This is a genomic window from Microbacterium sp. LMI12-1-1.1 (genome assembly GCF_040676455.1).
Lineage (GTDB): Bacteria > Actinomycetota > Actinomycetes > Actinomycetales > Microbacteriaceae > Microbacterium.
The window spans coordinates 57,962-83,351 of record NZ_JBEGIA010000012.1; the positions used below are offsets into that span (position 1 = coordinate 57,962).

Below are 25,390 nucleotides of genomic sequence, written 5' to 3' on the forward strand. Positions count from 1 at the left end.
ATGGATGCCGGAGTCGATGATGACGGCAGTGAAGGGTCTCGCCCGCTGGGTTCCGGCTGTCGCCGTGGCGCGGAGGTACGAGCGCGCGTGGCTGTGGCCCGACGTGCGGGCGGGCATCGTCGTCACGGCGCTGCTCATCCCCGCGGGGATGGGCTACGCGGTCGTCGCCGGACTGCCGCCGGAGACCGGCCTGTACGCCACGATCGTGCCGCTGCTCGCCTACGCGATCTTCGGACCGTCACGCGTGCTCGTGCTCGGTCCCGACTCGGCACTGGCTCCCATCGTCGCGGCCGCGATCCTCCCGCTCGCGCTCGGCGACCCGGCCCGTGCGGTCGCGCTCGCGGGGCTGCTGGCGATCATGGTCGGGACGCTGCTCGTCGTCGGCGGCCTGGTGCGCCTGGGGTTCGTCACCGATCTGCTGTCCAAGCCGATCCGGGTCGGCTATCTGAACGCCATCGCGGTCATCGTCATCGTGTCGCAGCTGCCGGCGCTGCTCGGATTCTCGATCGACGCATCCTCGCCCTGGCAGGGCGCAGCAGCGATCGTCCAGGAGATCGCCTCGGGAATGATCGACCCGATCGCGGCCGCGTTCGGCGTCGGGTCTCTGGTGGTGATCTACGCACTCAAGGCACTGCGATCGCGGATACCGGGGGTGCTCGTCGTCGTGGTGGTGTCGACGGCGCTCACGGCGCTGCTCGGCATCTCGACCCTGCTCCCCGTCGTCGGCGCCCTCCCGCAGGGCCTTCCCGCACCCGCGCTGCAGGGCCTCCGGCTGACCGACATCGCCGCCCTGGCACTGCCGGCCGCGGGCATCGCGCTCATCGCGTTCACCGACACCGCGGTGCTCTCGCGCACGTTCGCCGCCCGTCGAGGCGACAGCGTCGACGGGAGCCAGGAGATGGCCGGACTCGGCATCGCGAACATCGCCGGCGGTGCTCTCGGCGGCTTCCCCGTGTCGGGTTCCTCGTCGCGCACGCCGGTCGCCGAGCAGGCGGGGGCGCGCACTCAGCTCACGGGGGTCGTCGGCGCCCTCCTGCTGATCGTGTTCATCCTCGCCCTGCCGGGGCTCACGCAGTTCCTCCCGTCGGCCACGCTCGCCGCCGTCGTCACGAGCGCAGCGATCAGCCTGATCGACGTGCGCGGCTTCGCCCGGCTCGTTCGGATCCATCTCGTCGACGCGGTGCTCTCACTGGCCGCGTTCCTCGGCGTGCTCGTCTTCGGCGTGCTCGAGGGCATCGTCATCACGATCGCTCTGTCCTTCGTCGCATTCGTGAACCGCTCGTGGCGGCCGTACAAGGCCGAACTGGGGCGTGTGCAGGGCCTGCGGGGCTACCACGACATGTCGCGCAATCCGGCGGCGACCCGTGTTCCCGGGATCGTGATCGTCAGGTTCGACGCGCCCCTGTTCTTCGCGAACGGCGCGATCTTCGACGACTGGGTGCGCTCACGCGTCCGCGCGGCAGGCGACGGCGTACGCACGGTGATCCTCGCGGCCGAGCCCATCACCGATATCGACACCACCGCGGCCGACGAGCTGGTCGAGCTCGACGAGTACCTGCGCGTGCACGGCATCCGTCTCGTGATCGCCGAGATGAAGTCGCCGGTCGTCGACACGCTGGCCAGGTTCGGCCTCACGGACCGCTTCTCGCCCGACCGGTTCGCGCCGACGGTCGGCGCGGCGGTCGACGACGTGACCGGAACGCTGCGCGGCGACATCGCCGGGACGCGATGGGATGCCGCGACCGGGCGGGACGCTCCTCTCCCGGACGACACCGGTGACCGGCCGCCTCCCGAGGACCCACCCGATCCGGAGAGGTAGCCGTCACCGGCCGTGCACCTCCCCGCCTGCGGAGCGGCGTCAGCCGCGGGTGCGCGCGTCGCGCTCGGCGAGGGCGGCGAGGCGGGCGTTGTACGCCTCGAGCTCGGCGTCGCCGGTGCGGTCGGCATGCCGATCGCGGCGTTTGGTCTCGCGGTCGTCACTGCGGCTCCACTGGATCGCGACGGTGATGGCGAGGATGAGGGTCGGGATCTCGCCGATCGACCACGCGATGCCGCCGCCGGTGTACTGGTCCTCGAGCGGCGTGGCACCCCAGGTGCGGCCCATCGCGCCGAACCACTCCGCGATCATGAGGCCCTCCTGCATCATGATCGCGATGCCGAAGAAGGCGTGCATAGCCATGACGCCGATGAGGAGCAGCAGCCGGCCGGGATAGGGCAGGCGGTAGGGGACCGGGTCGATGCCGATGAGGCTCATCACGAAGAGGTAGCCCGTGATGAGGAAGTGCGCGATCATCCACTCGTGCCCGAGGTGGTCGTACAGCGACCACCGGAACAGCTCGGTGTAGTAGAAGACCCAGAGCGAACCGACGAACAGGCCGGCGGCGATGAAGGGGTTGGTCAGCACGCGGGCGACCGGCGAGTGCACCGCCCACAGGAGCCACTCACGGCCTCCGCGCGTGCCGTCGTCGCGCTTGTGGATCGCCCGCGCGGCGAGCGTGATCGGCGCTCCCGGCACCAGCAGCAGCGGGATGGCCATGGTGAGCAGCATGTGCCCGACCATGTGCATGCTGAACAGATAGTCCTGGTACACGTTGATGACGCCGCCGGTGACCCAGACCAGCACCAGCCAGCCGGCCACCCACATGATGGTGCGGTACACCGGCCATGCGTCGCCGCGGCGACGCAGCCGCCAGACTCCGACGAGGTAGAAGAAGATCGCGAAGCCGGCGACGATCGCCCACAGCAGGTCGATGTTCCACGACGTGAGCCAGCGGTCCAGCGTCAGCTCGGGCGGCAGCGGGGCATCGGTGAGGCGCTCTGCCGGTGTCGGCGTCTCGGGGATGAGGGGGGCGACCGGCGGGGGCGTGCGGGCGAGGGCGGCCGCCGCTCCGCTCGCGGCGCCCATCAGCACGAGCTCGAATCCGACGAGGGTCCAGAACGACCGCGCGGCCCGTTCGGTATCCCGCATGCGACCGATCAGCCGCGTGCGGTACCAGGCGCCGAACAGCCCCAGCGCGATCAGCGCGAGCACCTTCACGCCGAGGATCACGCCGTAGGGCGACAGCAGCGCCGACCAGTCCCGCAGCCCGATCGCGGCGCGCACCGTACCCGACACCGCGACGACCGCGAAGGCGGCGAGCGCGATGCTCGAGTAGCGCGCGACCGTCGCGGCACTGCCTTCGCGCGACTGGAGGGGCCGTACGATCACCACGAGCAGCAGTCCGCCGAGCCACACCGCGGCCGCGAGGATGTGCAGGATCAGGGCCGTCATCGCCTCGTGATGGAAGGCCTCCTCGCCGGAGTGGCCCTGGGTGCCCATGGGGACGAGGGATGCCGCCGCCAGCAGTGCGACGAAGAAGGTGGCGGTCCACGACCGCACGGCGAAGGTCAGCACCGTGAGGGCAGCGCCGGCGAGGGTGGTGATGAGCCACGTACGGCCGACCTCGGTCTCGACGATGTAGCGGCCGAGCTGGGCTCCGAACTCGGGGCCGATGCTGATGACGGGGTTGAACGCGTCGATGAAGGTCAGGAACCCGGTCGCTGCGGCGGCCATCGTGAACACGGCCGCCGAGATCGACGCGGTGTCGAGGGCGATGTCGAACTCGCGCTCGCCGGCGCGCAGGGCGAAGAGCGCGGTGACCAGCACGCCGACCATGCCTGCGGCCGAGAGGTTGACGACGAGCTTCGCCGTCGGCAGACCCCACCGCACCCACGGCCCGGGATCGGCGATCGCGAGGGGCGCGGCGCCGCCGCCGAAGGCCAGCGCCCACACCATCACCGCGAGCGCGGCGACGACGAGGATCGTGGGCCCGACGGCCCGCAGCGCGCGGGGGTTCACCCCCCAAGCCTACGTTGCCGAATTCCGGTCGTTGAGCGAGGCCCGGCGGCATGCCCCGCGCAGACAGCAGGAGAGGGGATGCCGCGGGTCGCGGCATCCCCTCTCCGGAGGTCTGCGTCGGATTACTTGACGGCAGCCTTGAGCTTCGAACCCGCGGTGACCTTGACGCGCTTGCCCGCGGGGATCTTGATCTCCTCGCCCGTCTGCGGGTTGCGGCCGGTGCGAGCGGAGGTGGCGACCTGCTCGAACGCGATCCAGCCCGGGATCGAGACCTTGCTGCCGGCGGCGACCGCGTCGGAGACGGTGGAGAAGAGGGAGTCGAGCACGCCCGAGACGGCCGACTGGCTCTGGCCGGTCGCGCTCGCGATGCTCGCGACGAGTTCGGTCTTGGTGATGGTCTTGTCGGCCATGTGGTTGTCCTCCAAAGACGGCGGATGCCGTCTTGTCATTGCTGGGACCGGATGGCTTCGCCCCCCGGCTGGTCGGTTCGACCGGGACCGAATGTACCTGACACGACCGACAGATCCGCGTATTTTCGCGGATTTCTGAGGTTTTCGGCCGCGTGTCGTGTGACTGGTGTGACTGATGGGGCTGATGTGACGGGTTCTCACCCGCGATGCTCAGCTTCGGTGCGCCGTGATGAGCTCGCGTGCCGTCCGCGCGAACGCGGGACCGACGCGGTCCTGACCGTCGAGATAGCCGCCGACGAGCGCGGCATCCCGCAGCAGCACGAGGGACGCCGCGACCGCCTCGGGATCGCGCAGCCGGGCGCCCTCGGCGAGCTGGCGGAGAGTGGCGCGGAACCACTCGCGATGGTCGGCGATGAGGTCGCGGACCGGACCCTGGTCGGGGTACTCGGCCGCGGCGTTGATGAACGGGCACCCGCGCGTGTGCCGCTCCCGGATGTCCTGCTCGATGCCCGCGACGACGAGGTCCAGCAGCACGTCGGGGTCGTCCGAGACCTCTGCCGCCTGGGCGAAGAGTGAACGCAGGCCCTGGTCTTCGCCCTCGAGGTAGGCGAGCACGAGACCCTCTTTGCCGGCGAACTGCTTGTACATCGTGGCACGGGTCACACCCGCCTCTTCGATGATGCGATCGACGCCGACCGAGTGGATGCCCTCTTTGTAGAAGAGGTCGGTCGCCGCCTGGAGAAGCCGCTCGCGGGCGGGCGACGGACGATGTGCCGCGGTGGTCGCGGCGACGGTGGTGCTCATGGATCCCCCTCCAGTCCTCCATCGTGCCATCGTTTCTGCCCGCTGACCGGGTGCGGAAGCGCGGCCCGAATCGGGCTCCGGAATCATTTCAAGAATTTCTGGGAATAGTCTTGCATACATAGAACGTTCGGTCTACCATCGGTCACATCAGCCGGAGACACACCAGGATCCGGAACCTGAGACCACAACAGAACCCACCGCATCACCCACACAAGGAGCACGACATGAACACCACGACCAAGACCCCGATCGTCCTCATCCACGGCCTCTGGATGACCCCCAAGAGCTGGGACACGTGGGCCGAGCGCTTCCGCGCCGCCGGCCACCAGGTGATCGTCCCCGGCTGGCCCGGCATCGACGACCGCTCGGTCGAAGACATCCGCAAGAACCCCGAGGCGCTCAAGGGCATCGGCCTGAAGCAGATCGCCGACAACTACGAGCGCATCATCCGCGCCCTCCCCGAGAAGCCGATCATCATCGGCCACTCCTTCGGGGGAGTCCTCACCCAGATGCTCGCCGACCGCGACCTCGGTGTCGCCTACGTGGGCGTCGCTCCCGGGCAGACCGCCGGCGTCACGACCCTCCCGCTCTCGACACTGTGGACCGGCACGCCGATCCTCGCGAACCCCTTCGGAAAGAACGGCGCCAAGCCGCTGTCGAAGCGGCACTTCCACTTCACCTTCGGCAACGACCTTCCGCGCGCGGCGTCCGACGAGCTGTGGGAGGAGTTCGCGGTGAACTCGTACAACCGGGTCTTCTTCGAGGGCGTGCTCTCGGTGCTGAACGAGAAGGGCGGCGTCACGCACGTCGACTACGGCCGCACCGACCGCGCGCCGCTCCTCATCATCACCGGCGAGATCGACCACGTCGTGCCGCCGGCGATCGGCGAGGCGATCGTGAAGAAGTACAAGGCGTCCGGCAGCCCTGCCGTCGTCGAGTACAAGACCTACCCGGGGCGCACCCACCGACTGGTGAGCCAGGACGGCTGGGAGGAGATCGCCGACTACGCGCTCGAATGGGCGACGACGCACCAGGTGCGCGAGACGGAGCAGGCTCCCGAGACGGAGGCGGCGCAGTAACCGGATGCCCCGCCCTGCGCCGGCGGGAAACCACTTCGCCGCTGAGCCACCACGCCCTGTGTGGTGGCCCAGCGGTCGAGTGGTGTCTCGGCCGGTGTCCGCGGTGGGACGCAGAGGCCCGAGGCTCGTGAGAGCCCCGGGCCTCATCGCGTCAGGCGTGCAGGCGTCGCAGGGCGGCGACGACGTCGTCGTGCCAGCGCTGCGCAGCGGGAAGCGCCGCCGTGAAGATCGGGGTGTCGTGGGTCACGCCCTGATAGCGCACGACACTCGCCTCCACCCCCGCCCGCCGCAGCGCCGCCCCGTATGCGTCGCCGTCACCACGGAGCGGGTCGTACTCGGCCGTCAGGATCACCGCGGGCGGCAAGCCCTCGAGGGATGCGGCGAGAAGCGGTGAGGCATAGGGCTCACGCGCCTGGCGCTGGTCGGCGAGATAGGTTCGCGCCACAGAGCGCAGCTCGCGCAGGGCGATGAACCGCGGGATGCCGAGGGCTCGTGTCGCCCCGAGGTCCAGGTGGCCGCCGGTCAGGTCGACCACGGGGACCTCGAGCACCTGCAGCCGGAGAGAACGGCCGCCTCGGTCACGATTGACAAGCGTCACCGCGGCGGCGAGATTCGCTCCGGCCGATGTGCCCGCCACCCCGATGCGGTGCGCGTCGATCCCGAGCTCGTCGGCCGCAGCGAACAGCCACTCGAGTGCTGCATGCGCCTGCTCCACCGCCACGGGATACGGATGCTCCGGTGCGAGGGCGTAGTCGACCGCGGCGACCGCGACGCCGGCGTCGTGCACGCGACGCCGGTTCGCGGCATCCGTGGTGGGATAACCGATGCCGCCGATGCGGAATGCGCCGCCGAAGAAGGACAGCACGCCCGGCACGCCCCGCGCCGGAGGGGCGTCGGGGTCAGGGTGATAGACGCGCACACGAACGTCGGGATGGCCGGACACCTCGACGACGTGCTCGGTGGTGCGGATCCGCGGTCCCGCGAGACCCACCTTGTGCAGCTCGCGGCGGTCCCACGCGAGAGCGGCCTGGCGGTGCCGCGCCCGCGCGCGGGCGTTCGGCCCGAGGGCGCGCTGCGCTGCGGCGGATGCCTGGGAGACGGTGTCCTGCGGCGGGGCGGCTGCTGCCGGCGTCGCGCCGCCTCCCATGCCGGTCGTCGCCGCGGGCCCCTTGGCGAACGGCCACAGCGCGCTCAGCCGCGAGCGCACCGAGGCCAGCGCCTGGTCGAAGAGATACTTGCGGTGCACACGCAGGCGCTCCTCGAAGAACGGATCCAGCGGCATCCATCACTCCCCTGTATGACGTCATGCCGAGTGTAGAGCCGGAGCCCGCGGCGCTGACGGGTATTGACACCGAGCGGAAACGGGGCGCGGGCGGGGTCGCGCCCGAGGGACTCTGCAGGTCGCGAGGGCCCCCTGCGAGACGCAGCCCGGCGGTACTGTGGCGACATGTCCGCGGTCAGCATCGTCGGCGGCATCATCCTCATCGTCGTCGCGCTCAACGACGTCTTCCACACGCTGCTGCGTCCGTCCGCGACCGGCCGGCTGACGACCCTCGTGTTCCGCGGCACCTGGGCGATCGCACGACGACGAGCGACTCGCATACACATCAACGGTCCGCTGACGGTCGTCGCCGCGATCGCCGTCTGGATCGCCCTCATCGCCGTCGGCTGGGCGTTGATCTATCTTCCGCACATCCCGGACGGGTTCTCGTACAGTGCCGGAGTCGACCCCGCCAGCTATCACGGGTTCGTCGAGGCGCTGACGTTCTCGCTCGTCGCTCTCACCACGCTCGGCCTGGGCGATGTCGTGCCGATCGATCCGGTCATCCGCGCGCTCGCTCCCCTCGAGGCGCTGACGGGCTTCGCGCTGCTGTCCGCAGCGGTGTCATGGTTCATGCAGCTGCATCCCGCGTTGACGCGGCGACGCGCCGTGGCGATCGAGCTGACCGCCATGAGCGAAGCCGGGATCACTCGCCTGCCGGACAGCATCTCCTCGGCACAGGCTGTGGCGATCGTCGAGTCGATCTCCCGCTCTCTCGCCGCAGTGACGGCCGACCTCGTTCAGAACGCCGAGATCTTCTACTTCACGGAGAAGGACGAGCGACTCTCGAGTTCACGAGCACTGGCCTACGCGCTGCAGTTGCGCGATGCGGCCCTCGCTGCGCCGAGCGCCGACGTCCGAGCGGCCGGCGCGGTCCTCGCTCGAATCCTCGACGAACTCGCACGTGTGGTCGCGACGAGGTTCTCGCATGTCACCGGCGCGTCCACCGACGACATCCTGCGCGCCGCGGCGGGAAGCCACGGCCACGCCTGGAGGTGAGCGCGGAAGGCCCGGAGGAGTCTGGTCCGCGTTCTCACGCGGCGTCGATCGCCGCGGTGAGCGCGGCCCTCACCGCGACGTTCCACGATCCCTCGAGGTGGTTCTCGAGGAGCGCCTCCGCGACGTCGGCCGGCTCCTCGCCCACGACGGAGCGGATCGGGATGCCGTCGGCGGCCGCGTGTTCGAACAGGAGCGCCAGATCGTCCAGGGCACCGGCGGTCGCGTCGGCCTCTCCGATCGATCGGCGGTCCGCCAGGTAGGTCTCGAAGGCGCCGAACGCGGCACGGAACTCGGCAGGCAGCGCCGCGATCCGGGCGGTGCGGGGCGGCGACGGCGTGGGCTCATCGGCGGTGCCGGTGATCGTCGGACTCTGACTCGGCATGGGGTTCTCCTTCTGCGCCGGGGTCGGGCTCTACCGGGCCTGACTTCAAGCGACACGCTACGTGTCGTGTCACCGGACGCTAGCAGGCGTCCCCTCTGAGCCGCAACACGACACGTAGCGTGTAGTTTGGATGCATGAATGCCGCACCCGACCCCAGCCGCCGCAGTGAGCGCGCCCACGTCGCCGTGCTCGACGCCGCCCTCGCACTGTGCCGCGAGAACGGGTTGGCCCAGCTCACGATCGAGGGGATCGCCGATCGCGCGGGCGTGAGCAAGAAGACGATCTACCGCTGGTGGCCGTCGAAGGGCGCGGTGCTGCTCGATGCGGTCTCGGAAGTCGCCAACCGGACCGCGCGCCACGGCGACACGGGGGATCTCGTCGCCGACATGCGCGCGCAGCTCAGCAACGTCGTCGCGATCATCAGCCCGCAAGACACGTCGCCGCTCGCCGCACTGGTGGCGGAGGGGCAGCGGGATCCCGCGCTGGCGGCATCCATCCGGGAGCAGCTGATCGTGCCGAGCATCGCGGGATTCGAGGAGCGCATGCGATCGGCGCAGCGCGCCGGTCAGATTCCGGAGAACGCCGACTTCGGGGTGGCCCTCGACCTGTTCTACGGCCCGATCTACCACCGGCTCGTGTATCGGCTCGGCCTGCCCGACGAGCACGAGATCCGCGCGCGTGTCGACCACGTCATCGCCGGGCTGCGCGCGATGGGGTGAGCGCGATCGCAAAAACGCGGAAGGCCCGGAGTTCCGAGGAACTCCGGGCCTTCCGGCTGCGGTCTCAGCGACCGGGAATGCTCACCAGCTCGACTTGGTCACGCCGGGCAGCTCGCCACGGTGCGCCATGTCACGGAAGCGGACACGCGAGATGCCGAACTTCGTGAGGACACCGCGGGGGCGGCCGTCGATGACGTCGCGCGAACGCACGCGCACCGGCGAAGCGTTGCGGGGCAGCTTCTGCAGGCCCACGCGAGCGGCTTCGCGCTCCTCGTCGGTCGACGTCGGCGACACGAGCGCCTTCTTCAGCTCGGCGCGCTTGGCGGCGTAGCGGTCGACGACCGCCTTGCGCTGCTCGTTGCGCGCGATCTTGCTCTTCTTAGCCATGGATCAGCGCTCCTCTCGGAATTCGACGTGCTTGCGGATGACCGGGTCGTACTTCTTCAGCACGATGCGGTCGGGGTTGTTGCGGCGGTTCTTGCGCGTGACGTAGGTGTAACCCGTGCCCGCGGTGGAACGCAGCTTGATGATCGGACGGACGTCCTGAGCCTTCTTGGCCATCAGAGCTTCACACCCTTCGCCTGGAGGTCACGGACGACCGACTCGATGCCACGGGCGTCGATGACCTTGATGCCCTTGGCCGAGACGTTGAGCTTGATGTTGCGACCCAGCGACGGAACGAAGTAGGTCTTCTTCTGCACGTTCGGGTCGAAGCGGCGCTTCGTCCGGCGGTGCGAGTGCGAGATGTTGTGACCGAAGCCGGGAACTGCTCCAGTCACCTGGCACACTGCTGCCATAGTGATGTCTCCTTAGTACCGTGGAGCCGGACGGCCCCACCCAAGATCCCTTGTCTGCACCCTTCGACAAGCCGACGGACCGGGATCAACCGGCCTGGGGCGTGAGGATGAGGGCGCGAACTGCGTGCTGGAGTGCGCGCAGACAAAGAGACAGTCTAGCACGCACGGCGTGTCGGGCTTGACGCGAGCGATCTCCGCCATTCGTGGCACTCTCGGCGAGCGGCGTGCGGCCGCAGATCGACGTATTCCGGTGCCGGAATCCATCCTGACAGGTCGTCCAACGATAGCCTTCTGCACGACGGCGGCCCCTGCGGTTGTCTACAAACTCTGCCGCGCGTGATTTCCGCTGGTGGAGCATGTTCGTCATTCCGGCGTGGGAGAGGACGACGCAGATGACCGAGCCGCTTGGCGAGACCCGGCTGTGGCCGGCGTCGCCGTTCGACCTCGCAGACGCGCATCGCTGTCCGTCGTGCTTCGCCGCCATCTCGGCGGCCACCTGCCCGGCGTGCGGCTTCGAGCTGACCGATCCGCGCGCCGTGCGGGTGCTGCAGCTCGGCCGAGAGATCGTGTCGGTCGAGCTCGCCCGCCAGCAGCTGATGGACGAGATCCGTCTCGCCTCGCCGTCGCGCGCGTCGCTCGCGGCGGCGCACGCGGAGATGACTGCTGCCGCAGCCCCGCAGCTCGTCGCGGCACGCACGGTCCTCGATCCGGCCACGAGCCCTCCCGTCATCGCACCCTCGGCCGCCGACCAGGTCGTTGCGCCCGACGCCGTCCTCGCGCAGACGGGGGCGGACTCCGATGCGACGCTCCTCGCCGGTGCGGGAACGGATCCCGCCGCGCCACTCGGGCCGACGGCATCCGCTCCCCGGCGCCGGCTCACGGTGCCGGTGCTGCTGCTGATCGTGGGCGTCTCGCTCGTGGGTGTGGCCGCGGTGTTCTTCCTGCTGCTGGCGTGGTTCGTCGCGGGGATCGAGATGCGGGCGCTCATCATCGGCGGCATCACGCTCGCGACGGTCGTGCTCGCCTCGTGGCTGCGGCGGCGCGACCTCGGTGCCACCGCCGAGGCGATCGGTGTGCTCGGTGTCGGCCTGCTCGCGCTGGATGCCTGGGCGGTGCGGGCCAATGACCTGTTCGGCGCCGGCTCCACGGACGCCGCCGTCTACGCAGGAGTCGCGGCGCTCGTCGTCGCCGTCGTGTGCCGGCTGTGGGCGAGGATCTCGGGCCTGCGCGGTCCCGATCTCGCCGCATCCCTCGCACTGCCGGCCGGCGTCGCCTTCCTCGTGGGCGGTGTCGTCGACCTCCCGGCCGGGGAGGCCGTGACAGCGGGATTCCTCGGCGCTGCCGTCGGGGGGCTCGCCCACGCGCTGCCCGCGCCGTGGTCGGCGGCGAGGAGCGGTGCGGCCGGTGCGCCCGAGCGCCTCATCCTCGCGCTGGCGGGGATCGGCTCGCTGATCGGCGCCGCCGTGACCGCCGCGGTGGCGACGGGTGACGCGGCCCCAGTGGTCGTGTGGTCCAGCGCGCTCGTGACGGCGCTGGGGGCAGCGCACGCGTGGGCCGCGCATCCCCGCGCCGGCGTCGAACCGCTCCCCGGAGCGATCGTGATCGCCGGCATCGCCTCGAGCGTGGCCGCAGCGGCGGCGGGACTGGCGGGCTGGCAGCTCGCACTGCGCCTCGACGACGTCGTGTTCACGCTGTTCGTCGGCCCGGTCCTGGCCGTGATGATCGCCGTCGCGCTGGACGTCGCCCGCGCGCGACGCGCATCGGGTGCGCTGGTTCCTCCGACCCTCACCGCCGCGATCATCGGCGGCGGGTCGATCGCGGGGACGCTCGTCGTCTGGCTGCTGCAGGCGCAGTCGGCGGTCGCATCGGGATGGACCCTGTGGCACACGGACGCCTTCACCCTCCCGGCTTCTGCCGCCGAGGCGCCCGTGATCGCGGTGGCGGCGGCCGTCGCGATGGCGGGACTCCTGTTCGCCGCGCCCACGCTGCGCCGGCCGGTGCTGAGCGACCTGCGCGCCGTCGTCGTCGCCGTACTGCTGCTGTCGGCGGCCGCGCGGACCGCCATCCCGGCAGTACTGGTCGGCACGGCCCTGCTCGTGGCCGTGGCGAGCCTCGTCGGCGCCGCCCGCGCCTCGGCGTACGCCGCGAGAGAGGCTCGCGATTCCGCCTCGGTCGACGGCGCGCCGGACGCGGGGACGAACGATGGCACGCAGACCGACACCGCCGGCCGTCGGGCATCCGTCCCCCGGGCTCTATCGCTCGGGGGCTCGAGCATCGCGGGCACGATCGCGGTGATCACCGCGTTCGCCGCAGGCACCGCGACCCCCTGGCTCTGGCTGATCGGCGTGGCCCTGGCAACCGGCTACCCCATCGTGCTGCGCGCGGTCCGCCGCGCAGCCAGCCCGCTCGCGGTCCTGCTCGCGCTGGCACCGGTCGGGGTCGGCGTCGTGGCCGCGATCATCGCGCCCGCCGCCCTCGGCGCCGCCACTGGGCTCACCGGCTCGGGACCTGCGGTCGCCCTCGCGCTGCTGCAGTGGGTCGCACTGGCGACGCTCGCCGCGGCCGCCTTCCTGCGCATCGACACGGCGAGCCGCGTCGGCCTCGCCGTATCCGGATACGCGCTCACGACGCTGACGCTGGTGTGGACGCTGGTCGCGGCCGCCGACGACGTGGCGACGGATGCCGCGACCGCGGCCACCGTCGCCGCCGTCGGCGAACCGCTGCTCGGGCTGGTGCGGGGTGTCGCCCTGCTCGCGCTCCTGGCGCTCATCGCCGTCGGTCGCACGCGGCTGCGCGGACCCGCGGTGGCGGCCGCCGCGCTGCTCATCGCCCCGGCGATCGCGTCACTCGGACACTCCGCGCTCGACATGGCCGGCGCAAGCGACGAGGGCTGGGCGACGCTCGTACTGGCCGCGGGGCCGGTGCTCGTGACCATCGCCACCGCCGCGATCGCGCTGTTCGCACCAACCGGAGCACCGACGGTCCCTGCGGCTCCGGTGGTCCCTGCGGCTACGGCGGCCCCGGCGTCGGGAGTGCCCCGCACCCCGGACCCTGCCACGCCGGTCGCGCCGACCCTCGTCCCCCTCCGCGCGCGCACCGCCGCAGATCTCGGCGCGCTGCTGACGGGGCTCTGCATCGTCTGGGGCATCGCCCCCGACCTCGTGTGGGCGCTGCTCGCACTGGTCGCCCTCGCGTGCGGCGCGGCATCCGTCACCCGAGGCTGGGCCGCACCGGCCGCGAGCGACCCTGCGGACGACCTGTTCGCCACGCGACGCCCCGGCGTCCCGGTCGGCGCCGCGCTGCGGCGCGTTCTCGCCTGGCCGGCGGCCGTCGCGGCGTGCGCGGCGTGGTGGACGCTTCTCGGCGCCGGCACCCCCGACGCCGTGTTCACGCTCGAGGCGTACGCGATCCCGGTGACCGTCGTGCTGGCCGGCTTCGCCGTGGTCCTCGTGCGCCTGCGCCGCCGCGCCGAGGCGAGCGTCGCCGTCGGCGTCGCTCTGACGGTCGGCCTCGTCTGGCCCGCGGCGACGACCTGGGGCGCGGTGAGCATTGCCGGGCTGTCGTCGACGGCGGACGAGCCGCTGTTCGGTACCGTCGTCGCGCTCGTCTCGGCGGCGATGTGCCTGCTGCTCGCGTCGCCGCCGGTGCGCGGCATCCGTCCGCCGTCGGTCGTCGCCTCGGCGGTCGCCCTCCTCGCGCTGGGGCTCGTCGCGGTCGATCGCGCGATCGAGTGGACGCCGGACGCCTGGCCGTGGCAGACGGCGTGGCTCGCGCTTCTCGTCGCCGTCGCCTACGCCTCCGGCGTGGGCCTCGCGGGAGCACGGCCGGAGCGGACGTCGTCACACGGGTACGCGGTCGCGCTGCCCCCGATCGCGCTCGGCGTGGCCTCGCTCATGGTGCTCGGCTCCGCCGGCCACGGCGCCGTCGTCGCCGGCGCGCTCGCCGTGCTCCTCGCCGCGCACCTCGCCTCCGCCGCGATCGGGCGCGCGCCGTTCGCCCGTGCGACCAGATGGACCGCGCTGGCGGGCGCCATCGCCCTCGCCGCGGTGTCGGTGCTCGCCGGCGGCACCCGAGAGATCGAGTTCGCCACGCTGCCGGTCGCCGCGGCCTGCGGGCTCGGAGCCGTCCTGGCGGTGCGGCGCCGCCGCCGCGCCGGGTCGACCTGGCCGGCGGGCGAGCAGTACGTGTGGTGCGCGGCGCTGGTGATCGCCACCGTGCCGAGCCTCCTCGTGGCGGCGGAGCCGGCGCGCGTCTGGCTGCTCATCGGCATCGCGCTGATCGCCGCGGTCGCACTCTCGCTGACCCCGATCCCCGACGCGTGGCGCGTGCGGGTGCCGTCGGCGCTGATCCTCGCCGGCGCGGCGCTCGCGATGGGCGTGCGCGTGCTCGTCGACCCGTGGTTCGAGTTCGGCGACGCGGCGGCGGCCACGGCTGCCGTGGGCGCCGTGGCCGTCGCGGTGAGCCTCACCGCCACCGCCGTGACCTTCGCCGAGGCGCGTCTTGCGGCCGGGCTCGCCGCCGCCGGCGTCGTCCTGCTCGCCGCGACCACCCTGCTGCGCACCGGCGACGATCCGGCGGCGGTCGCGGTGACCGTGGCGATCGCGGGCGCGGCCGCCGTGGCGGGGGCCTCGGTCCTCGGGCTCCGGCGGTGGGCGGCCCTGGGCGCCGTGCTCGCCGTCGGCGGGCTCGTCGTGTCGGCCGTCGGCTGCGGCGTCCGGTTCTTCGCCGTCGCCGGGGACCCCGGGTTCGAAGCGGACCTGTGGGTGGTCGCGGCGGCCGGGATCGCGGTGGCGGTCGCGATGGCCGCGATGCGCGCCACGACCTCGCGACGTGTGGACATCACCGTCGGCACCGGCCTCGCCATCGCCACGGTGCTCGTGGGAGCTGCCGAGCTGACCCTGCTCGCGACCGGCACCGGCCTGGACGAGGTGCGGACGGCGACTACCATGACGATCCTGACAGCGGCGGCGTACGTCGGAGCCGTGTGGCGGGGCCGCCTGGGCGCTGCGCCCGCCGTCATCGCGGCCCTGACCGCCGCCGTCTTCGGCCTGCTGGCGTTCTTCGCCTTCGGGGTCGACCCGGTGGAGCTCGTGACGGTGCCGGCGGCGCTCGGCGGCATCGCCTACGGTGCTCGCACGCTGCGGCGCCGGCCGGAGTCGCGCACCTGGCCCGCGCTCGGTCCCGGGCTCGCACTGCTGCTGCTGCCGTCGCTGCTCTACGACTTCTTCGGCGAGGCCGAGCTGTGGCGCATCGTCGCGCTCGGCGTCGTGGCCGTCGGCCTGGTGGTCGTCGGCGCGGTCTTCGCGCTGCAGGCGCCGCTCGTGCTGGGGTCGGCCGTGGTGCTCGTGCACGGGATCGCCCAGCTGTGGCCGTGGATCTCGACGTCGTACGTCGCAGTGCCGTGGTGGCTGTGGCTCGGGATCGGAGGCGCCGTGCTGATCTTCATCGCGGCGCGCTACGAACGTCGCGTGCAGCAGCTGCGGGCGGCCATCACGGCCGTCACATCGCTTCGCTGACCTCGCGGGCGCCGCGCCCCCACCGGAACGGCGACACGGTCGGGTCGCCCGGGATCCAGTACCGCCACGGGAACTCGGCGGTGCCGGCGACCCCGGCCACGCCCACGCGCGGGCCCGAAGCCACCTCCGCCAGCGGCTCCGCGAGCAGCTCGAGACGGGCGACCGCGCCGTGGTGGGGCGCTCCGGTGATCGCGTCGATGCCGTCGTGCACGGGATGCCGGAGCCCCACGGCATCGCCCAGCCGGCCGGGTCCGCGCGCGAGATCGCGCGGCGTGCGGGCCGCCGGACGACGGCGGGCGGCGGCATCCGTCCCCTCCATCACCTGACCCGCGCGCAGCAGCACTCCGCCGGCGACGCCCTCGGGTCCGCACACCACATTGACGCAGGAGTGGATGCCGTGACTGAGGTAGACGTACAGGTGCCCGGGTTCGCCCCACATCGTGGCGTTGCGCGGCGTCGGCCCCATGCGTGCGTGCGATCCGGGGTCGGGCACCGTGCCGGTGCCGCGGCCGTGGTACGCCTCGACCTCGGTGAGCCGCAGCACCACGGTCTCGCCCTCGACCACGGTCGTGAGCCGGGCACCGAGCAGGCTCGGCGCGACGTCGGCGGGAAGGCCCTGCAGGGCGGCGCGGGTCGCCGCTTTCCAGAGCTCCCGCACCATGCCGCCGAGTCTACGTCCGCGCGTCGGGGCGCCGGCGGCGCCGGGGGAGTTGCTGCGAGCGATACTGTTCGCGCATGGGGAACTGGTTCGCACTCATCCTGTTGAGCGTCTCGCAGTTCATCATGGTGCTCGACAGCACGGTGATGAACGTCTCGATCTCGACCGTCGCCGCCGACCTCGGCACCGACATCTCGGGCATGCAGGCGGCCATCACGTTCTACGCGCTCACGATGGCGGCGTTCATGCTCACCGGCGGCAAGCTCGGCGACCGCTGGGGGCGCAGCCTTGCGTTCCGGGTCGGCTCCGTCATCTACGGCATCGGCTCGCTGACGACGGCACTGAGCCCCAACCTCACCGTCCTCATGATCGGGTGGTCGCTCGTCGAGGGTCTCGGCGCGGTGCTCGTGATCCCCGCCATCGCCGCCCTCGCGGCGATCAACTACGAGGGCCGCGCGCGGGTCGTCGCGTTCGCCGTGCTCGGTGCCGTCACCGGCGGCGCCGCGGCGGCAGGACCCCTCATCGGCGGACTCGTGACCACGTACTCGTCGTGGCGCTACGTCTTCGTCGCGGAGGCGATCGTGATGACGCTCGTGCTGATCGTGTCGGGGCGCATCAAGGACGTGCCCGGCGACCGCACGCTGCGCATCGACCTGCTGAGCGTCGTGCTGTCGGCCCTGGGCCTCGCGCTCCTCGTTTACGGCATCCTGCAGAGCAAGACGTGGGGCTGGTTCGAGCCGCTGGACCCTCCCGTGATCAACGGCGAGCCGTTCGCCCCGCTCGGCATCTCGCCCGTCGCCTACATGATCCTGCTGTCGATCGTCGTGCTGTGGCTGTTCGTGAAACGCCAGCAGCAGCTCGAGCGCACCGGCCGGGTGCCGCTCCTCAAGGTCAGCCTGCTGCGCAACCCGGCGCTGCGCAGCGGCCTCACGATGTTCATGGCACAGTACTTCGCGATCGCCGCGCTCTTCTTCGTCATCCCGGTGTACCTGCAGACGATTCTCGGCTTCGACGCCCTGCAGACGGGGTTGAAGATCCTGCCGCTGTCGCTCGGGCTCATCCTCTTCTCGGTGCTCGGCTCGCGGCTTTCGACGGTCCGTTCGGCCCGGAACCTCGGCCGCATCGGACAGCTCACCCTCGGCTTCGGGGTGCTGCTGGTGTTCGTCGCGGTGCAGCCGGAGCTCGCGGACTGGCTGTTCGCCACGGGCATGTTCGTGGTCGGCGCCGGCTTCGGCCTGCTCGCCTCTCAGCTGGGCAACGTCAACATGTCGGCGGTGGAGCAGTCCGACACCTCAGAGGTCGGCGGCCTGCAGGGCACGTTCCAGAACCTCGGATCGTCGTTCGGCACGGCGATCGTCGGATCCGTGTTCATCCTGCTGCTCACCTCGGGGTTCACCGCTGCGGTGCAGCAGAGCACGACGCTTCCCGACGACGTGCGCGAACAGGTCGTGGCGAGCGCATCGAAGGGCGCGCCCATCATCTCCGAGCAGCAGGCCGAGGATCTCTTGACGGATGCCGGTGCCGACCCTGACGCCGCGGCCGAGGTCGCCCGCCTCTACGCCGACACGCAGGTCGAGTCGCTCCGCCAGTCGCTGTTCTTCGTCTTCGCGCTGACGGTGCTCGGGCTCCTGCTGTCGACCGGCCTGCCGTCGAGGATCCCCGTGCCCGCCGCACCGAAGGCTGCGGCGCCCGCCGCCGGTGGCGATCCCCAGGGGACCCCGTCCTGACGCCCCACGCTTGCTGAATCGGTTCACTTGCGCTGAATGTACGCGCTGACGCACATTCGCCGTACATTCAGCGCAAGTGAACGCAGTCAGCGGGGTTCAGCAAGGGCCTCAGCGGGGCGGCACCTGGCACCACGAGATCGCCGCGCCGTTGAGGGCGACGACGGGCTCGCCATCGGCGACCTGGAGGATCCGCGTCTCGGGTCGCGTGGGGAGCGGCAGCTGGTAGGTGTCGTAGGCGTTCGAGACGGCATCCGGCGCCACCAGCAGCGCGACGTAGCGCGCGCTGGGCGACACGCAGACCTGGATCACAGCATCCGTCTCGCCGATCTCGGTGAGCATGGTCGTCGCACCGTCCGCAGCGACGCGGGCGACGGACGTGCGCCCGGTCGGCATCGCGTCGCCGTCGAGCACCGCCGCCGTCCGGATCGTCGAGCCGTCGGGAAGCGGCGTCACCGAGCTCGTTCCGCCGAGGTCGGCGTCCGGGGTCACCAGCGGCTGCTCGCTCGCGTCGGTGAGGTCGATGACCGCGGACTGGTCGACCCGGTCGACGACGGCCTCGCTCGACCCGCGCGCGATGCCGTCGATGGCGATCGCCGCGCCCAATGCGGTCGGGGCGCCGGCGGCGGCATCCGATCCCGTCAGCAGCAGTGAGCCGTCGAACGACAGCAGCAGGATGCTGTCGGTGTCGGGCACGAAGCGCCATTCCGCCACGCGGGGATCGGCGCCCTCGACCTCGATCGCCACGGGGTCCGCGTCGGGGTCTCCGAGCGAGGCGGTGAACAGGCGGCTCTCGCGGCCGGAATCGGCGTCGAGATGGGCGTCCGAGAAGGTGTAGCCGATGCGCTCACCACGGTCGGCACTCTGCAGGTTCGACACGTAGCCGTCCCCGCCGTCTTCCACCGGCAGGGACAGTTCGCGCGCGTGCTCGCCGTCGAGGTCGGTCACGATGAGCCCGGCCTCGTCGTCGTCAGTGCGCACCGACACCACGAGATGCGCGCCGGTGGCGCGGAAGTCCTCGATGTGCGGATGCCGGAACACCGGCACGGCGTTCTGGCCGGTCAGGTCGGTGCGATAGATCAGGTCGCCGTCGTTCGTGCCGCGCTGCAGCAGGAACACCTCGGCCGGCGGTGTGCGGAAGCTCTCGGCGATCGTCGCGGTCGGTCCGCCCCCGAGCGAGGCGATGCCGTCGATGGTGACGGTGTACTCCGTGTCGTCCCACAGCGGCAGGGTGAACCTGACGCCGACGCTCCGGCCCGACGTGTCGACGGCGAACGGCGTCGCCGGCGTGATCGTCACCTGCGACGGGTCGATCTCGGCGAGCGATTGGGTGGTCGTCACGATGAGACGGGACCCGGATGCCGCAGCCGCGGCCGCGGGATCCACGTACGCATCGGTGACCCGCGGCCCCTGCGCGACGCTGGCGGCGGCACCGGCCAGGCCGAGCATCGCGAGCAGGCCGACGACGACGCCGAACGTCACGACGAAGGCGCGGCCTCGACGACGCCGGGAGCGCGTGCGCCGCGGGGAGGCGTCAGTACTCATACGGGTCCTCGGGCTCGGCGATCTCCGCGACGTCGGCCGCGTCGACCACGAGACGCCCGTCCGACGAGGAGCGGACCGTGCCGGTGATGGTCACCCACTGCCCGGTGTCGGGCGACGGCGCGGCGCCCACGATCGGCAGGCTCGCGGGCTGCGCGTCGATGACGCAGTGCGTGATGATCAGGCGCGTCAGGTCGAAGGCGCCGTCGTCGCCCGGAGTGACGAAACCGGTGAGCTCGACCGTGTCGCCGTCGAAGGCGTCCGGATTGGTCGCGGTCGCGAACACGGTCGCCCAGTCGCCGACCCCGAACGACGCGGTGTCGCCGGTGGAGGCGAGCTGCACGGTGTCGGCGCCGCCGAACAACGGCGTCGCCCCCACGTCGCGCGACATCGCGAGCTCGGCCGACAGCGACGCGGGCGGCAGCACCAGCGTCAGCACGACCACCCCCGAGGCGGCCACCCCGCCCAGCACGGTGGCCGCGACACCGAGCGGATGGCTGCGGTGCGTGTGTTGGTCGTGCGCAGTGTCGTGGTGCGCCTCGCCGGGGTCGGGCGTCGGCTCGGGCGTTTCGTCTCGCTCGTTCCTCGCTCGCTCAACGACCGGACTTCCGGTCGAGCGCGCGGAGCGAGAGGAAACGCCCTCGCCCTCGGCCCCTGGGTCGTGGTGGTGCGTCGGCTCGAGCGTTTCGTCTCGCTCGTTCCTCGCTCGCTCAACGACCGGACTTCCGGTCGAGCGCGCGGAGCGAGACGAAACGCCCCCGGCCCCGCCTTCAGCCCCGGTCGTTGAGCGAGCGAAGCGAGTCGAAACGCCCCCGCCCTCCGCCCCAGCCCCAGTCCCAGCCCCGGTCGTTGAGCGAGCGAAGCGAGTCGAAACGTCTCGAGCCTCCGCAGAACCGTCGCCGTGGTCGTGGCCATGGTCGGCCTCGGCTCCCAGGGGCAGCGCGAACGACGCCACGGCGCCGACGAGCACGAGCACGGCCATCGAGACGGCGAACCAGGTCGAGTCGGGGTTGATGTACAGCGCGAGCCGATCGGTGACCGCGAGCGAGATGGTGACCACGGCGAGGGCTGCGGCCAGCCCGACCCCGAGCCACCGCGTGCCGACGAATCCGGCGTTACGCAAGGAGGTTCACCGCCGTCCCGATCGCGAACGCCGACAGCACCACCACGACGACGATGCCGCCGAGGGTGCGCCACGTGAAGGTCGTGCGCATGAGGGCCAGCATCTTGACGTCGACGAGCGGCCCGACCAGCAGGAACGCGACGATCGACCCGGGGGTGAACGTCGAGGCGAACGACAGCGCGAAGAATGCGTCGACGTTCGAGCAGATCGAGACCACCATCGCGAGGGCCATCATCGCGACGATCGAGAGCGCCGGGTTCGAGCCGATCGCGAGCAGCGCGTCGCGCGGGATGAGCACCTGCACCGCCCCGGCGAGCGCCGAGCCGATGATGAGCGCAGGCATGACCGCGCGCAGCTCGACCACGAACTGCGCGAGCGTGCGCCGCCACTTGCCGCCGGGCTCGTGGATCACGAGCTCGCACGTGTCGCGGAAGCGGTCGGTGAGGAGGGCGTCGGGAGACGGATGCCGCGAGTACAGCCATCCGATCAGGTTCGCGATCGCGTATCCGCCGAGGATGCGCGCGACGAGGATGCCGTCGCTGAACCCGAACGCCTGGTGCGTCGTCAGGATCACGATGGGATTCACGATCGGCGCCGCGATCAGGAACGTCAGCGTCTCGGGCACCGAGAACCCGCGCATGAGCAGGCCGCGCGCGAACGGCACGTTGCCGCATTCGCACACCGGCACGATCATGCCCAGCAGCGACAGCACCGCGCGGCGCGCCCACGCGCGGCGCGGCATCCATCGCTCGATGACCCCCGGGGGAACCCACACCTGCACGACGATCGACAGCACCACGCCCAGCGCCACGAAGGGCAGCGACTCGATGAGCACACTGATGGCGAGGGTGAGCCCGTCCTGCGCACGGGTCGGGAGGGATGCCGGGAACAGCGCGGGCGCGAGCCAGTCGACGAGGAAGAGGCCTGCGACGAGGGCGAGCCCCACGCCCAGCCACAGCGCCGCGCGTGCCTGTGACGACGGCCCGGGGACTGAACCCGGGGAGGGGCGGCGGCGCCCGTCACCGAGCTCGGCTGCCGATCCCCGCGCGGCCGATCCCTGAGCTCGTCGAAGCGCGGGGTCAGTTCGCGTCACGCTCGGCGTCCCGGGCCGCGGCGCAGCTCGCGCAGAGTCCGAAGATGTCGACGACGTGCTCGGCGTCGCGGAATCCATGGCGCTCGGCCGTGCGCTTGGCCCACTGCTCGACGTCGGTCGCCTCGATCTCGACGGTCAGCCCGCAGGAGCGGCAGATCAGATGGTGGTGGTGGCCGGTGCTCGTGCACGCGCGGTAGAGCGCCTCGCCCTCGGGGCTCTGCAGCGAGTCGGCGTCGCCCTGGGCGGCGAGCCCGGCGAGCGTGCGGTACACGGTCGCCAGCCCGATGCCGGTGTTCTCGTCGCGGAGCGTGGCGTGCAGCGACTGCGCGCTCACGAAGCCACGGGCGTCCGAGAGCGCTTCGCGCACGCGTTCGCGCTGCCAGGTGTTGCGCTGGACCATGGCGGCGAGTCTACCGACGGGTCCTGGACGTCGGCCGGGCGCCTCCCGCAGGCCGCCGCCGCGGGGCCCGCTCGCTCACCTGTCGCAATCTATGGGCCGCGGTCACAGATCGTGACAGCGGAACTGCCGGGCCGGTCGTGGCGATCACGTGGCGACCCTCGTGACGCGGTCGCGGCGAGCGCCGATCACCCGGCACACCACGTAGATCGCGAACGAGATGGTGGTGATGTACGGGCTCACCGGGAGCGTCCCCATGATCGCGAGCAGGATGCCGCCCACCGCCGACACGAAGCCGAACAGCGCCGACAGCAGGGGCACCGACAGCGGGCCCGATGCGATCCGCACGGCCGCCGCGGCGGGGGTGACCAGCAGGGCCATCACCAGCAGTGCGCCGATGATGTGCACGGCGACGGCCACGATGAGCCCGAGCAGCAGCATGAAGGCGAGCGAGACCGCCGTGGTCGGCACACCGCGCGCCGCCGCCGACTGCGGATCGAGCGAGTCGAACCGCAGCGGACGCCAGATGAGCAGCACTCCCACCAGCACGACGGCGCCGATGCCGATCAGCCAGCCGAGCTGCCCGGTCTGCACCGACACGATCTGGCCGGTGAGCAGGCTGAACCGGTTGGCGCTTCGCCCGTCGTAGAGCGAGAGGAACAGGATGCCGAGACCCAGACCGAACGGCATCAGCACGCCGATGATCGAGTTGCGGTCGCGGGCCTTCGCACCCAGCACGCCGATGATCGCGGCCGCGATGAGAGACCCGATGATCGAGCCCGTCACGACGTCCCAGCCGATGAGGAGCGCGGCCGCAGCGCCGGCGAACGACAGCTCGCTGATGCCGTGGACGGCGAACGCCATGTCGCGCTGGATGACGAACACGCCGATCAGCCCGCCGACGAGCCCCAGCACGGCGCCCGCCCACACGGAGTTCGCCACCAGGGCGAGGATCTCGCCGTAGTACGGCAGGCCGCCGAACATCGCATCCGCGATGTCGTTCCAGTTCACGCGGCGCCTCCGCTCATTCGTGCACCGGGCCCTCGTGGTGGTGGTGCGAGGCCTCGGCGTCGGGGGCGCCGACCACCACCAGCCGGTCGCCGGCGCGCAGCACGAAGACGTGCGCGCCGTAGAGCGCGGTGAGCACGTCGGAGCGCAGCACCTCCTGCGGAGTCCCCAGCGTGAAGCGGCCGTTCGCGATGTACAGGATGCGGTCGACCTTGCCCAGGAGCGGGTTGATGTCGTGCGTCACGAGCACGACCGCGGCATCCTTGTCCCGGCGATGCCGGTCGATGAGACCGATGACGGCCTGCTGGTTCGCGAGGTCGAGGCTCGTGAGCGGCTCGTCGCACAGCAGCAGCGGCGGGTCGTCGGCGAGCGCCTGGCCGGCGCGCAGGCGCTGCTGCTCGCCGCCCGAGAGCTGTCCGACCGGCCGGTCGGCGAACTCGCGCGCCCCGACGGCGTCGATGAGAGCGTCGATGCGGGCGCGATCGCCGCGGCGCGGGATCGGCAGCCCGAAGCGGTGGCCGTCGACACCGAGGGCCACGAGGTCGCGGCCGCGCAGCGACGTGTCGCGCGGCAGCGGCCTGGCCTGCGGGATGTAGCCGATGCGGCGGCTGCCGTGACCCTCGACCGGCGCGCCCTCGACGGTGATCTCGCCGCGGGACAGCGGCTCGAGCCCGAGGATCGCCCGCAGCAGCGTCGTCTTGCCCGACCCGCTGGGTCCGAGCACGGCGATCAGCTCACCGGCGCGCACGTCGAGGTCGAGGCCGGCCCAGAGCTCGCGGTCCCCGCGCTGCAGCGCGGCATCCCGGATGCTCAGCACCACCCGCCGATCGGGGTGGGCCGACGCCGGTGTCACGCCTGCAGCGCCGTGTTCAGCGCCTCGATGTTCGCCTGCATCCACGAGATGTAAGTCTCCCCCTCGGGGAGCGTTTCCGAAAACGCGATCACCGGGATGCCGAGGCCGTCGGCCTCGCCGACGATCTCCTGCGTCTCCGCCCCGCCCGTCTGCGTGTTCGTGATCACGACGCTCACTCCGCCGTCGCGCACGAGCGCCAGGGATTCGAGGAGGGTCGCGGGCGCGACATCCTGCCCCTCTTCGACGGCCTCGCTGAACGCCTCGGGCGTCGAATTCTCGAGTCCGGCGGCGTCGGTGAGGTACACCGGCACCGGCTCGGTGACGAAGACCTTCTCGCCGCCGTGCGCGGCGCCGATGTCGCCGAGCGAGGCCTCGAGCGCCTCGACCTCGGCGCCGAAGGCCTCCGCGTTCGCGATGAAGGTGTCGGCGTCGTCGGGGCTCAGCTGACCCAGCTCGTCGGCGATCGCGGAGGCGACGTGCGCGATGGTGTGCGGGTCGTACCAGACGTGCTCGTTGAAGCCCTCGACGTGATCGTGACCGTGGTCGTCGGCCTCGTCGGTGTGCTCCTCGGCGTCCTCGGTCGCGTGATCGTCGGCGGCTTCCGTCGCGGCGTCGTCGGTCGCGGTGTCGTCGGTCGCGGCATCCGTCTCGTCGCTGCCGGTCTCGTCCGCGGCGGGCGGGTCGGCGTGACCGGGGTTGTCGGGCCAGTCGTGCGAGTACTCGACGGCGGTGACGACCGGCGCGTCCGTGCCGCTGGACTCGATGAGCGCATCGACGAAGGCGTCGTAGCCGCCGCCGTTCTCGATGACGAGGTCGGCCTTCGAGACCGTGAGCTGGTCGCGGGCGCTGGGCTCGAACGAGTGCGGGTCCTGCGACTCGTTGGTCACGATCGAGGTGACGTCGACCAGGTCGCCGCCGACCTCGGCGGCGATCTGCCCGTAGACGTTGGTCGATGCGACGACCGAGAGCCGGCCCTCGGCGTCGTCGTCGCCGCCCGCTGCGGTGCCCGCGCATCCCGCGAGGACGAGGGCGGATGCCGCCGTCAGGCCGAGCACAGGCAGGGAGCGTCGCAACGAGGTCATGTCAGCGACTCTAACGCTAATGAGAATCGTTCTCAAATCTCACCC

22 protein-coding genes are annotated in these 25,390 nt (G+C 71.6%); 6 read left to right on the top strand and 16 right to left on the bottom strand.

Annotation, left to right across the window (positions count from 1 at the left end; genetic code table 11):
- Nucleotides 1-16 precede the first annotated feature (16 nt).
- Complete coding sequence (locus tag MRBLMI12_RS08970; protein ID WP_363355879.1) at nt 17-1,819, top strand: SulP family inorganic anion transporter; 1,803 nt, start codon at nt 17-19, stop codon at nt 1,817-1,819.
- 39 nt (nt 1,820-1,858) lie between these two features.
- Here the strand turns inward: MRBLMI12_RS08970 and MRBLMI12_RS08975 are convergent, their stop codons facing one another.
- The 3 genes from MRBLMI12_RS08975 to MRBLMI12_RS08985 all read right to left on the bottom strand — a co-directional run bounded on the left by MRBLMI12_RS08975 (nt 1,859) and on the right by MRBLMI12_RS08985 (nt 5,052).
- Nucleotides 1,859-3,838: a cytochrome c oxidase assembly protein gene (locus MRBLMI12_RS08975; protein WP_363355881.1), complete on the bottom strand. Its 1,980-nt coding sequence runs from the start codon at nt 3,836-3,838 to the stop codon at nt 1,859-1,861.
- A gap of 122 nt (nt 3,839-3,960) precedes the next feature.
- Entirely contained in the window at nt 3,961-4,248 is a 288-nt protein-coding gene (locus tag MRBLMI12_RS08980; protein ID WP_045301792.1) for an HU family DNA-binding protein, read from the bottom strand.
- 210 nt (nt 4,249-4,458) lie between these two features.
- Nucleotides 4,459-5,052: a TetR/AcrR family transcriptional regulator gene (locus MRBLMI12_RS08985; RefSeq protein WP_363355883.1), complete on the bottom strand. Its 594-nt coding sequence runs from the start codon at nt 5,050-5,052 to the stop codon at nt 4,459-4,461.
- 224 nt (nt 5,053-5,276) lie between these two features.
- On the opposite strand from MRBLMI12_RS08985, the gene MRBLMI12_RS08990 reads away from it, so the two are divergent.
- Nucleotides 5,277-6,131: an alpha/beta hydrolase gene (locus MRBLMI12_RS08990; protein WP_363355885.1), complete on the top strand. Its 855-nt coding sequence runs from the start codon at nt 5,277-5,279 to the stop codon at nt 6,129-6,131.
- A 151-nt stretch (nt 6,132-6,282) separates the two neighbouring features.
- Here the strand turns inward: MRBLMI12_RS08990 and MRBLMI12_RS08995 are convergent, their stop codons facing one another.
- Nucleotides 6,283-7,413 (bottom strand): alpha/beta hydrolase, encoded by a 1,131-nt coding sequence (locus MRBLMI12_RS08995; RefSeq protein WP_363355887.1) that lies wholly within the window; start codon nt 7,411-7,413, stop codon nt 6,283-6,285.
- Between the two features lie 165 nt (nt 7,414-7,578).
- On the opposite strand from MRBLMI12_RS08995, the gene MRBLMI12_RS09000 reads away from it, so the two are divergent.
- On the top strand, nt 7,579-8,451 hold the full coding sequence (locus MRBLMI12_RS09000; RefSeq protein WP_363355889.1) for a potassium channel family protein: 873 nt from the start codon (nt 7,579-7,581) through the stop codon (nt 8,449-8,451).
- Nucleotides 8,452-8,485: 34 nt separating this feature from the next.
- Here MRBLMI12_RS09000 and MRBLMI12_RS09005 read toward each other — a convergent pair whose 3' ends face one another.
- Nucleotides 8,486-8,833: a DUF1048 domain-containing protein gene (locus tag MRBLMI12_RS09005; protein ID WP_363355891.1), complete on the bottom strand. Its 348-nt coding sequence runs from the start codon at nt 8,831-8,833 to the stop codon at nt 8,486-8,488.
- A gap of 134 nt (nt 8,834-8,967) precedes the next feature.
- Between MRBLMI12_RS09005 and MRBLMI12_RS09010 the strand changes: the two genes are divergently transcribed.
- A complete protein-coding gene (locus tag MRBLMI12_RS09010; RefSeq protein WP_363355893.1) occupies nt 8,968-9,552 on the top strand; it encodes a TetR/AcrR family transcriptional regulator in 585 nt (194 codons plus the stop codon).
- 81 nt (nt 9,553-9,633) lie between these two features.
- Here the strand turns inward: MRBLMI12_RS09010 and rpsN are convergent, their stop codons facing one another.
- From rpsN to rpmB, 3 genes are read right to left on the bottom strand one after another with little or no spacing between them, the layout of a single operon-like run.
- The gene (rpsN, locus tag MRBLMI12_RS09015; protein ID WP_163615787.1) at nt 9,634-9,939 is read right to left on the bottom strand and encodes a 30S ribosomal protein S14; all 306 of its coding nucleotides are present in this window, start codon (nt 9,937-9,939) and stop codon (nt 9,634-9,636) included.
- Nucleotides 9,940-9,942: 3 nt separating this feature from the next.
- The gene (gene rpmG, locus MRBLMI12_RS09020; RefSeq protein ID WP_005051772.1) at nt 9,943-10,113 is read right to left on the bottom strand and encodes a 50S ribosomal protein L33; all 171 of its coding nucleotides are present in this window, start codon (nt 10,111-10,113) and stop codon (nt 9,943-9,945) included.
- Nucleotides 10,113-10,349 (bottom strand): 50S ribosomal protein L28, encoded by a 237-nt coding sequence (rpmB, locus tag MRBLMI12_RS09025; RefSeq protein WP_055832508.1) that lies wholly within the window; start codon nt 10,347-10,349, stop codon nt 10,113-10,115. Before rpmB ends, rpmG begins: the two co-directional genes overlap by 1 nt.
- A 392-nt stretch (nt 10,350-10,741) precedes the next feature.
- Between rpmB and MRBLMI12_RS09030 the strand changes: the two genes are divergently transcribed.
- Complete coding sequence (locus MRBLMI12_RS09030) at nt 10,742-15,865, top strand: SCO7613 C-terminal domain-containing membrane protein (protein WP_363355896.1); 5,124 nt, start codon at nt 10,742-10,744, stop codon at nt 15,863-15,865.
- Here the strand turns inward: MRBLMI12_RS09030 and MRBLMI12_RS09035 are convergent.
- Entirely contained in the window at nt 15,849-16,526 is a 678-nt protein-coding gene (locus MRBLMI12_RS09035; RefSeq protein WP_363355898.1) for a DNA-3-methyladenine glycosylase, read from the bottom strand. The genes MRBLMI12_RS09030 and MRBLMI12_RS09035 overlap by 17 nt on opposite strands.
- A 74-nt stretch (nt 16,527-16,600) precedes the next feature.
- On the opposite strand from MRBLMI12_RS09035, the gene MRBLMI12_RS09040 reads away from it, so the two are divergent.
- Entirely contained in the window at nt 16,601-18,250 is a 1,650-nt protein-coding gene (locus MRBLMI12_RS09040) for an MFS transporter (protein WP_363355900.1), read from the top strand.
- Nucleotides 18,251-18,358: 108 nt separating this feature from the next.
- Here the strand turns inward: MRBLMI12_RS09040 and MRBLMI12_RS09045 are convergent, their stop codons facing one another.
- From MRBLMI12_RS09045 to MRBLMI12_RS09075, 7 genes are all read right to left on the bottom strand, one after another.
- Nucleotides 18,359-19,792 carry a hypothetical protein gene (locus tag MRBLMI12_RS09045; RefSeq protein ID WP_363355902.1) on the bottom strand — a complete coding sequence of 478 codons (1,434 nt, stop codon included), beginning with the start codon at nt 19,790-19,792 and terminating at the stop codon, nt 18,359-18,361.
- Nucleotides 19,782-20,912, bottom strand: a complete 1,131-nt coding sequence (locus MRBLMI12_RS09050; RefSeq protein ID WP_363355904.1) for a TIGR03943 family putative permease subunit — start codon at nt 20,910-20,912, stop codon at nt 19,782-19,784. Before MRBLMI12_RS09050 ends, MRBLMI12_RS09045 begins: the two co-directional genes overlap by 11 nt.
- Complete coding sequence (locus tag MRBLMI12_RS09055; protein ID WP_363357035.1) at nt 20,905-21,870, bottom strand: permease; 966 nt, start codon at nt 21,868-21,870, stop codon at nt 20,905-20,907. The genes MRBLMI12_RS09050 and MRBLMI12_RS09055 overlap by 8 nt, the downstream gene beginning before the upstream one ends.
- A gap of 121 nt (nt 21,871-21,991) precedes the next feature.
- Nucleotides 21,992-22,405: a Fur family transcriptional regulator gene (locus MRBLMI12_RS09060; RefSeq protein WP_363355907.1), complete on the bottom strand. Its 414-nt coding sequence runs from the start codon at nt 22,403-22,405 to the stop codon at nt 21,992-21,994.
- Between the two features lie 144 nt (nt 22,406-22,549).
- Nucleotides 22,550-23,413: a metal ABC transporter permease gene (locus MRBLMI12_RS09065; protein WP_349425649.1), complete on the bottom strand. Its 864-nt coding sequence runs from the start codon at nt 23,411-23,413 to the stop codon at nt 22,550-22,552.
- Between the two features lie 13 nt (nt 23,414-23,426).
- A complete protein-coding gene (locus tag MRBLMI12_RS09070) occupies nt 23,427-24,263 on the bottom strand; it encodes a metal ABC transporter ATP-binding protein (RefSeq protein WP_363355909.1) in 837 nt (278 codons plus the stop codon).
- Nucleotides 24,260-25,345, bottom strand: coding sequence for a metal ABC transporter solute-binding protein, Zn/Mn family (locus MRBLMI12_RS09075; RefSeq protein WP_363355911.1), 1,086 nt, complete (start codon nt 25,343-25,345; stop codon nt 24,260-24,262). Before MRBLMI12_RS09075 ends, MRBLMI12_RS09070 begins: the two co-directional genes overlap by 4 nt.
- Between the last annotated feature and the right edge of the window lie 45 nt (nt 25,346-25,390).

Coding starts and splice junctions, on each gene's coding strand:
- MRBLMI12_RS09005 (WP_363355891.1), bottom strand. CDS start 8,833: ATGCCGAGTCAGAGTCCGACGATCACCGGCACCGCCGATGAGCCCACG.
- rpmB (WP_055832508.1), bottom strand. CDS start 10,349: ATGGCAGCAGTGTGCCAGGTGACTGGAGCAGTTCCCGGCTTCGGTCAC.
- MRBLMI12_RS08995 (WP_363355887.1), bottom strand. CDS start 7,413: ATGCCGCTGGATCCGTTCTTCGAGGAGCGCCTGCGTGTGCACCGCAAG.
- rpsN (WP_163615787.1), bottom strand. CDS start 9,939: ATGGCTAAGAAGAGCAAGATCGCGCGCAACGAGCAGCGCAAGGCGGTC.
- MRBLMI12_RS08970 (WP_363355879.1), top strand. CDS start 17: ATGATGACGGCAGTGAAGGGTCTCGCCCGCTGGGTTCCGGCTGTCGCC.
- MRBLMI12_RS09000 (WP_363355889.1), top strand. CDS start 7,579: ATGTCCGCGGTCAGCATCGTCGGCGGCATCATCCTCATCGTCGTCGCG.
- MRBLMI12_RS09060 (WP_363355907.1), bottom strand. CDS start 22,405: ATGGTCCAGCGCAACACCTGGCAGCGCGAACGCGTGCGCGAAGCGCTC.
- MRBLMI12_RS09030 (WP_363355896.1), top strand. CDS start 10,742: ATGACCGAGCCGCTTGGCGAGACCCGGCTGTGGCCGGCGTCGCCGTTC.
- MRBLMI12_RS08985 (WP_363355883.1), bottom strand. CDS start 5,052: ATGAGCACCACCGTCGCCGCGACCACCGCGGCACATCGTCCGTCGCCC.
- MRBLMI12_RS09035 (WP_363355898.1), bottom strand. CDS start 16,526: ATGGTGCGGGAGCTCTGGAAAGCGGCGACCCGCGCCGCCCTGCAGGGC.
- MRBLMI12_RS09040 (WP_363355900.1), top strand. CDS start 16,601: ATGGGGAACTGGTTCGCACTCATCCTGTTGAGCGTCTCGCAGTTCATC.
- MRBLMI12_RS09075 (WP_363355911.1), bottom strand. CDS start 25,345: ATGACCTCGTTGCGACGCTCCCTGCCTGTGCTCGGCCTGACGGCGGCA.
- MRBLMI12_RS08990 (WP_363355885.1), top strand. CDS start 5,277: ATGAACACCACGACCAAGACCCCGATCGTCCTCATCCACGGCCTCTGG.
- MRBLMI12_RS09045 (WP_363355902.1), bottom strand. CDS start 19,792: ATGAGTACTGACGCCTCCCCGCGGCGCACGCGCTCCCGGCGTCGTCGA.
- MRBLMI12_RS09010 (WP_363355893.1), top strand. CDS start 8,968: ATGAATGCCGCACCCGACCCCAGCCGCCGCAGTGAGCGCGCCCACGTC.
- MRBLMI12_RS08980 (WP_045301792.1), bottom strand. CDS start 4,248: ATGGCCGACAAGACCATCACCAAGACCGAACTCGTCGCGAGCATCGCG.
- rpmG (WP_005051772.1), bottom strand. CDS start 10,113: ATGGCCAAGAAGGCTCAGGACGTCCGTCCGATCATCAAGCTGCGTTCC.